Origin of the sequence: Bradyrhizobium sp. SHOUNA76, from assembly GCF_023006445.1 — a bacterium.
Taxonomy (GTDB): Bacteria; Pseudomonadota; Alphaproteobacteria; order Rhizobiales; family Xanthobacteraceae; genus Bradyrhizobium.
Map to the genome: position 1 here is coordinate 1 of NZ_JALBHA010000383.1, position 6,463 is coordinate 6,463.

At 62.4% G+C, this 6,463-nt stretch carries 6 protein-coding genes; 5 read left to right on the top strand and 1 reads right to left on the bottom strand.

Annotated elements, in window-relative coordinates:
- The first annotated feature begins 37 nt into the window (after window positions 1–37).
- The gene (locus MOV74_RS28260) at window positions 38–1,051 is read left to right on the top strand and encodes a branched-chain amino acid ABC transporter permease (protein WP_246929894.1); all 1,014 of its coding nucleotides are present in this window, start codon (window positions 38–40) and stop codon (window positions 1,049–1,051) included.
- Window positions 1,052–1,376: 325 nt separating this feature from the next.
- On the opposite strand, the gene MOV74_RS28265 is transcribed toward MOV74_RS28260, so the two are convergent.
- On the bottom strand, window positions 1,377–1,820 hold the full coding sequence (locus tag MOV74_RS28265; RefSeq protein ID WP_246929896.1) for a thioesterase family protein: 444 nt from the start codon (window positions 1,818–1,820) through the stop codon (window positions 1,377–1,379).
- Window positions 1,821–2,094: 274 nt separating this feature from the next.
- Here MOV74_RS28265 and MOV74_RS28270 point away from each other — a divergent pair, with 274 nt between their 5' ends.
- The 4 genes from MOV74_RS28270 to MOV74_RS28285 form a co-directional block, all read left to right on the top strand.
- Window positions 2,095–3,924: a tannase/feruloyl esterase family alpha/beta hydrolase gene (locus MOV74_RS28270; protein ID WP_246929897.1), complete on the top strand. Its 1,830-nt coding sequence runs from the start codon at window positions 2,095–2,097 to the stop codon at window positions 3,922–3,924.
- 321 nt (window positions 3,925–4,245) lie between these two features.
- The gene (locus MOV74_RS28275) at window positions 4,246–5,505 is read left to right on the top strand and encodes a Rieske 2Fe-2S domain-containing protein (RefSeq protein ID WP_246929898.1); all 1,260 of its coding nucleotides are present in this window, start codon (window positions 4,246–4,248) and stop codon (window positions 5,503–5,505) included.
- Window positions 5,505–5,999: an aromatic-ring-hydroxylating dioxygenase subunit beta gene (locus MOV74_RS28280; RefSeq protein WP_246929899.1), complete on the top strand. Its 495-nt coding sequence runs from the start codon at window positions 5,505–5,507 to the stop codon at window positions 5,997–5,999. The genes MOV74_RS28275 and MOV74_RS28280 overlap by 1 nt, the downstream gene beginning before the upstream one ends.
- A 15-nt stretch (window positions 6,000–6,014) precedes the next feature.
- Window positions 6,015–6,463 (top strand): enoyl-CoA hydratase/isomerase family protein (locus tag MOV74_RS28285; protein WP_246929900.1); only part of this gene is annotated, 449 nt, incomplete at its 3' end.

Here is a 6,463-nt window from a genome sequence, read left to right on the forward strand (position 1 = left end):
GCCTGTTCGGCCGGCACATCGTCAAGCGAGTTTGATCATGAGCGCTGCAGAAGAAGTCGTCGGCGAAGGCCACGAGGCGGTCGAGGCGGTTCCGAAGCGGGCCATGACGCTGGGCACGGGCACCTCGCTGCTGGTGCTGGCGGTGCTGTTGATCGTGCCGGTGTTCGTCAAGAACTTCATCATCTTCCAGATGACGATGCTCCTGATCTACGGGCTCGCGGTGCTGGCGCTCAACATCCTGACCGGCGGCTCCGGACAGTTCTCGCTCGGCCAGAGCGCGTTCTACGCCGTCGGCGCCTATACGACCGCAGTGCTCTTGGAGCACTTCAACGTCAATTATGCGCTGACGCTGCCGGTCGCCGGCGTGGTCTGTTTCGGCTTCGGTTACCTGTTCGGCAAGCCGGCACTGCGGCTGTCGGGCGTCTATCTCGCGCTCGCCACCTTCGCGCTCGCAACTGCGATGCCGCAGCTGCTCAAGCTGAACGTTATCGAGCACTGGACCGGCGGCGTACAGGGCCTCGTCGTCACCAAGCCTGACGCGCCGTTCGGCCTGCCGATGTCGCAGGACATGTGGCTGTACTACTTCACGCTCATCGTGACGCTCGCGATCTACATCTTCGCGGTGAACCTGCTGCGTTCCCGCTCGGGCCGGGCCTTCATGGCGATCCGCGACAACGAGATCGCAGCTTCCGCGATGGGTGTGGATGTCGCGCTCTACAAGACGCTGGCCTTCGGAGTGAGCGCCGGCATCACCGGAGTAGCGGGGGGGCTGAGCGCCATTGCGGTGCAGTTCGTCGCGCCCGACAGCTACACCTTCCTCCTCGCGATCTCGCTGTTCCTGGGCATGGTCGTCGGCGGCGTCGGCTGGCTGCCCGGCTCGTTCGTCGGTGCTGCCTTCATCATCTTCGTGCCGAACATCGCGGAAAGCATCTCCAAGGGCCTCTCCGGCGCGGTGTTCGGCGTGCTGCTGTTCCTCGTCATCTACCTTGTGCCGCACGGCGCAAGGCAGATCGCGCTTCTTGCTCAGAGAAAGCCTTCAGGGAGGAGATGACGAGAATGCCGGGCGATCAGCAGAAGCCGTACTGAGGAATTGACCGCTCAGGCCAGCATAGGAGTCGTTCGATTCATGACATTCATGCTTACGCCAATTTCCGGTGTCCGCTTTGTGAGACACCGTGAGCCATTCTACACTCAAGAATTTCATAATGATAATTTCAACCAGGCAATTGGCGGGATGCGACGCAATTGGGTGCGGCGCGTGCTCGACTGGTATGGGGCGATTGTGCCCGGTTACTTTCGATGCTGAGCCGTCGCCATGAGACGGCCGACCTGATCGTGCTTCAATACACGGGAATATCGGGCCGACCGCGCGAGGGCTAATGCCGGAGCAAGTCTCCAATCGCAGATCTTTGCTCTTCGGTCAGCGATACTTTCGCTCGCGTTTCGGCGTCGACATAGACGTGCGTGAATTTACAGACGGCCGATGCCTTGTCGGCGGCTTCGCCAAACATCGCGAGCTCGTACGTGATCGAACTGCTCCCCAGTCGACCCAGCCGAATGCCGATATCGACCGTTTCCGGAAAGCCGACCGGAGCCAGGAATTCGCATTCACTGGCGATACAAAGCCCGATCGACGTCTGACCTGGCGCACGGAGAATTCCGCGCTCGATCGCCAGAAGGGTCAAGGCCGTGTCGAACCAGCTATAATAGGTTGCATTGTTCACGTGTCCGTAGGCATCACAATCGGCCCAACGGCTCGAGATCTTCGTCCACCAGACGAAGTCTTTGCGACGCTCGTCGCGCGCCGGACGCTCGGACATCGTAGACGCTCCACTGCAACTCGTACCTGCTGAAGCTTGCCTAGCTTGTCGGATCAAGGGAGGCAAGTCACGAAGAAGCGGACGCGCGTCGATACGCGCCCGCAAAGACATTCGGATGGTGCGCGGCGATGCATGCATCGAGCGCTTCGCTCGCCCACGTCCGGCGGCCACTTGACAAAAATAACATCATGTTAAGTTCGGGTAATAAACGGATAATTGTCCCAGGTCAGCGACGCGCTATCGTTGCAGGCCCGGAATCGAGAGGGATATGTCGATGTCGACTACGCCACGGAAAATCATCTGGTCCCTCCTGCTGCTGGCAGTCTCGAGCCAGCTTGCCAGCGCGCTGGCCGAGCCGCTGTCGTGCGACGATGGTATCAAGCAGGCTTTTCGTCCTGATGAGAATACCAGCGTCGTCGCCGTTCGCCTGGTGAAAAAGGGCGAGGAATTGCTGGCCCCGGACGCGCCGACGCCGATAACGGCGGCCGCCGACCTCTGCCTTGTCAAATTGCTGATCGGCCCTGGCGCCACTGCCGAGAAGGACAAGTCGGCGCGCTCGTATTCCGAAGGCATCGGCATCGAAGTCTGGCTGCCGACACCCGCCAACTGGAATGAGCGCATCCGCAACTATGGCGGCGGCGGCTGGGTTGGCGGCGGACACCGCTATGCCGACAAGATCGGGAGCAAGGTGCCGGCCATCGTCAATGCCAACGTCGGTTATGCTTCCGGCACCACCGATGCCGGCCAGCCCTGGTACCAGGACGGCTCCTTCACGTTCTTATCGGACGGTAAGGTGAATGCCGAGGCGCTGCGCAGCTTTTCGGTCGATGCGATGGTCGAGCAGGCGGTAAAGACGAAGGCGCTGGTCAATCTCTATTACGGCAAGGCGCCCAAGTTTGCCTATTACGACGGCCATTCGCAAGGCGGCCGGCAGGGCATGAAGATCGCTCAGGAATTTCCGGAGCTTTATGACGGCTATCTGATCGCCCAGCCCGCGCTCAACATTGCCAGATTCGGCACCGTCTCGATTTATCCGCAGATCGTGATGAAGACCGAGCTTGGCATCACCGCAGTCAACAAGGCTGAAGCGGCCGCCTTCGCGTCCAGGGTGGATGCGGTCAACAAGCGCGCGGTGGCGAGCTGCGACAAGGCGGGGCTCGGCTTCCTGCTCGATCCCTTTGCGTGCGATTACGATCCTGCACGCGATGCAGCGGCGCTTTGCGCGGGGGAGGCGGGGACCGGCGTCACCGGCAGCAGCAATGATGTGGCGACCTGCATGAGCGCCAGCGAGGCGAGGGCGCTCGGCAAGATCTGGTACGGCGCGGCGCGTGATGGCAACGTCGATGCAGCACAGAGCCGCGATGCCCGGAGCGGAAAGTCGCTCGGCAACAATCAGCTCTGGTGGACGTTCACGCGCGGCACCGCGATCGCCGGCCTGGTCAAGAGCGCATCCACGGACGCTCTGGCGCTGGCCTTGCAGGACGTGCGCTATGCCGCCGATGCCGGCGCGACGTCATCGATCCCGATCGCGAACGGCTCCACGAATGTCCGAAACAAATGGCTCGAACTCGACTATGCCGGTGTTGCCGATGCCTTCGACAAGAACGTCGCCCTGCAGCCGACGCTGTTTGCGGGTCTCGCCACTGACAAGGCCGATCTTGCCAAGCTGCGCGACCTCGGCCGCAAGGTGATCGTCTGGAGCGGGCTTGCCGACGACGCCATTCCGCCGGCAGGCAACGTCAACTATCACGAGCGAGTGTTGGCGGCGATGGGTGGCCAAGCCGAGGTGCAGAAATTCATGCGCATGTACCTGTTGCCCGGCGTCGCGCATTCCTCTCAGGGACGCGCCTATGCGGCCGGGGGGCGCAACGATGCCGTGCCGCTGCCGAAACTGCCCGGCAATGCCAACCAGAAGCCCGCTCGCGAGCAGGATCAGTTCTTCTCCGCGCTCACAGACTGGGTCGAGAGGGGCGTCGCTCCGGAGGAGATCATGCTGATGTCGCGCGATAACACCGTGAGCTATCCGGCGTGTGTCTATCCGCTGATGACCACATGGAACGGCAGCGGGTCGGCAACGCAGCCTTCAAGCTTCAGCTGCCGCTGATCCCTGCCGTGGCCTAACATGGCAACGTCCCATCCTTGCGAGCCGCTGGTCGACGCCGGGGACTGCTTGCGATCACCTGTCGATCAGGGTCCTCCAGCTAAGCTCTGATAGGTCTTCCGCATGATCGGCTCTCCGCGGGCGGCGTCTCCGGCTGCCTGGCAGCGCCCTTTGATCACCGGCGGCTCTGGTCGATAGGCCTGGGAATGGGAGGCCACATCCAGGGCAACGGCGACGCCCACGCATTCGGGCTTGCTGTGCGGCGCCAGCTTTGCTAATAGTTAAACGGTCAGTCGGATTATTATTCGGGTCGGAGGCCAGACGATGAACGTCGTACGCCGGATGGCGCAGTGGAACGAGCTGATCCACCCAGATCGGATCCACGGCTCGCTCTACACCGACCGTTCCATTTTCGAGGCAGAACTGCAGAACATCTGGTACCGCACCTGGGTCTATGTCGGCCACGAGAGTGAGGTCCCCAAGGCCAACGACTACGTCGTCAAGTCAATCGGCCCGCAATCCGTGATCATGACGCGCGACGAGCAGGGCAAGGTAAACCTGCTGCTCAACCGCTGTTCGCACCGCGGCAACCAAGTCTGCTCCTATGAGCGCGGCAATGCGCGGTCCTTCACCTGTCCGTTCCACTCATGGACGTTCGCCAATGACGGCCGCCTGGTTGGTTATGCCTTTCCCGACGGATATGAGGGGCAGGACAGGGCGGAGCTCGCGCTCGGTCGGGTGACGCGCGTCGAATCCCACCGCGGGTTCGTGTTCGGCTCCTTCGCCGCCGAAGGCCCGACCCTGAAAGAGCATCTCGGAGGCGCCGCCGAGACCATCGACCGCCTGGTACGCACCTCGCCGGAAGGCGAAGTCGAGATCACGGCCGGTTTTCTCAAACATCGCGTGAAGGCCAACTGGAAGTTCATCCTGGAGAACGAGTGCGACGGCTATCATCCGGCCTTCGTCCACACCTCGATCTTCGGCGTCGCCGACAGCATGATCGGCAAGCTCTATGGCGGTGCCTCGACCGCACTGACTCGCGACTACGGCAATGGCCACACCGAGATCGACCTGCGGCCCGAGTTCCGCAAGCGCGACCTGCCGATGAGCTGGTTCGGCACCAGTGAAGAGCGCTTGCCGGACTACACGGCGCGCATGAAGGCGGCTTATGGCGATACAGCCGCACGGGAGATCATGATCGATGGCACGCCGCATGTGATGATCTTCCCGAACCTGTTTCTCGCCGAAATCCAGATGTTCGTCATTCAGCCGCTCGGTGTCGACGACAGCGTGCAGCACGTCACGGCGCTGCAGTTCAAGGGGGCGCCTGATCTGAACCGCCGCTTGCGCCAGCAGACCATGGGCTCCGTCGGCCCGGCCGGCTTCCTGCTCGCCGATGATTCCGAGATGTACGAACGCTGCCATCGCGGTGTACTGGCGCGCAATCCGGAATGGGTTTTTCTGGGCCGCGGCGAAAAGCGCGAGCGCCGGGACGAACTCGGCTTCAAGATCGGCCACGTCACCGACGAGGTGCCGTCGCGCGGCATCTGGGCTCACTATCGCAAGCTGATGGAGGCCGCCTGATGCTGTCGCGCGAGAGCAGCGCCACGCTGATGGGCGCCGTGACTGCCTTCCTGAATCGCGAGGCGCGCTTGCAGGACGAGCATCAATACGAGGCCTGGGAAAGGCTCTGGACAGACGATGGCGTCTACTGGGTGCCGGCCAACGGCGCCAATATCGATCCGGAGCGGGAGATGTCCATCATCTACGACAACCGCTCGCGGATCGCCCTGCGCGTGCGCCAGCTCATGACGGGCAAGCATTTCACCCAGACGCCGCAATCTAACCTGCGTCGGCTCGTCTCCAACATCGAGCTGATAGGTGAGCACCCGGGTGGCGACATCGGGGTGGCCAGCAACAGCCTGATCTTCGAATCGAGCTTGCGTGACGATACGCTGTGGGCCGCCCGCAACGAGTACCGACTGCGCCATGTCGATGGCGATTTGCGCATGGCTTACAAAAAGGTGGTGCTCGTCAACAATGACAAGGCGATCTACACACTGTCATTCCTGGTTTAGGAGAGGTCTCGCACCATGATCGACAAGGGACCTGTTCTGCTCGACATCGACAAGGGCATCGCGCATCTGCGTCTCAACCGGCCCGATGCCGCGAACGGCATGAGCGTCGAGCTTCTCAGCGCGCTCTGCGATGCCATCATGGCGTGTCACGGCCACCCCGATCTGCGCGTGGTGCTGCTGAGTGGCGAGGGTGCGAACTTCTGCGCCGGTGGTGACGTGCGCGCCTTTGCATCCAAAGGCGAGAAATTACCGGACTATATCCGCCAGGCGACGGCCTATCTGCAGAATGCGGTCACCGGCTTGTTGCGGCTCGAAGCACCTGTCATCGCCTCGGTGCACGGCTTTGCGGCGGGCGGCGGCGGGTTCGGCCTCGTCTGCGCCTCAGACATCGTCATCGCGGCCGAGTCGGCCAAGTTCCTCGCGGGGGGAACGCGCGTTGCGATGGCGCCGGATGCGGGCGTGTC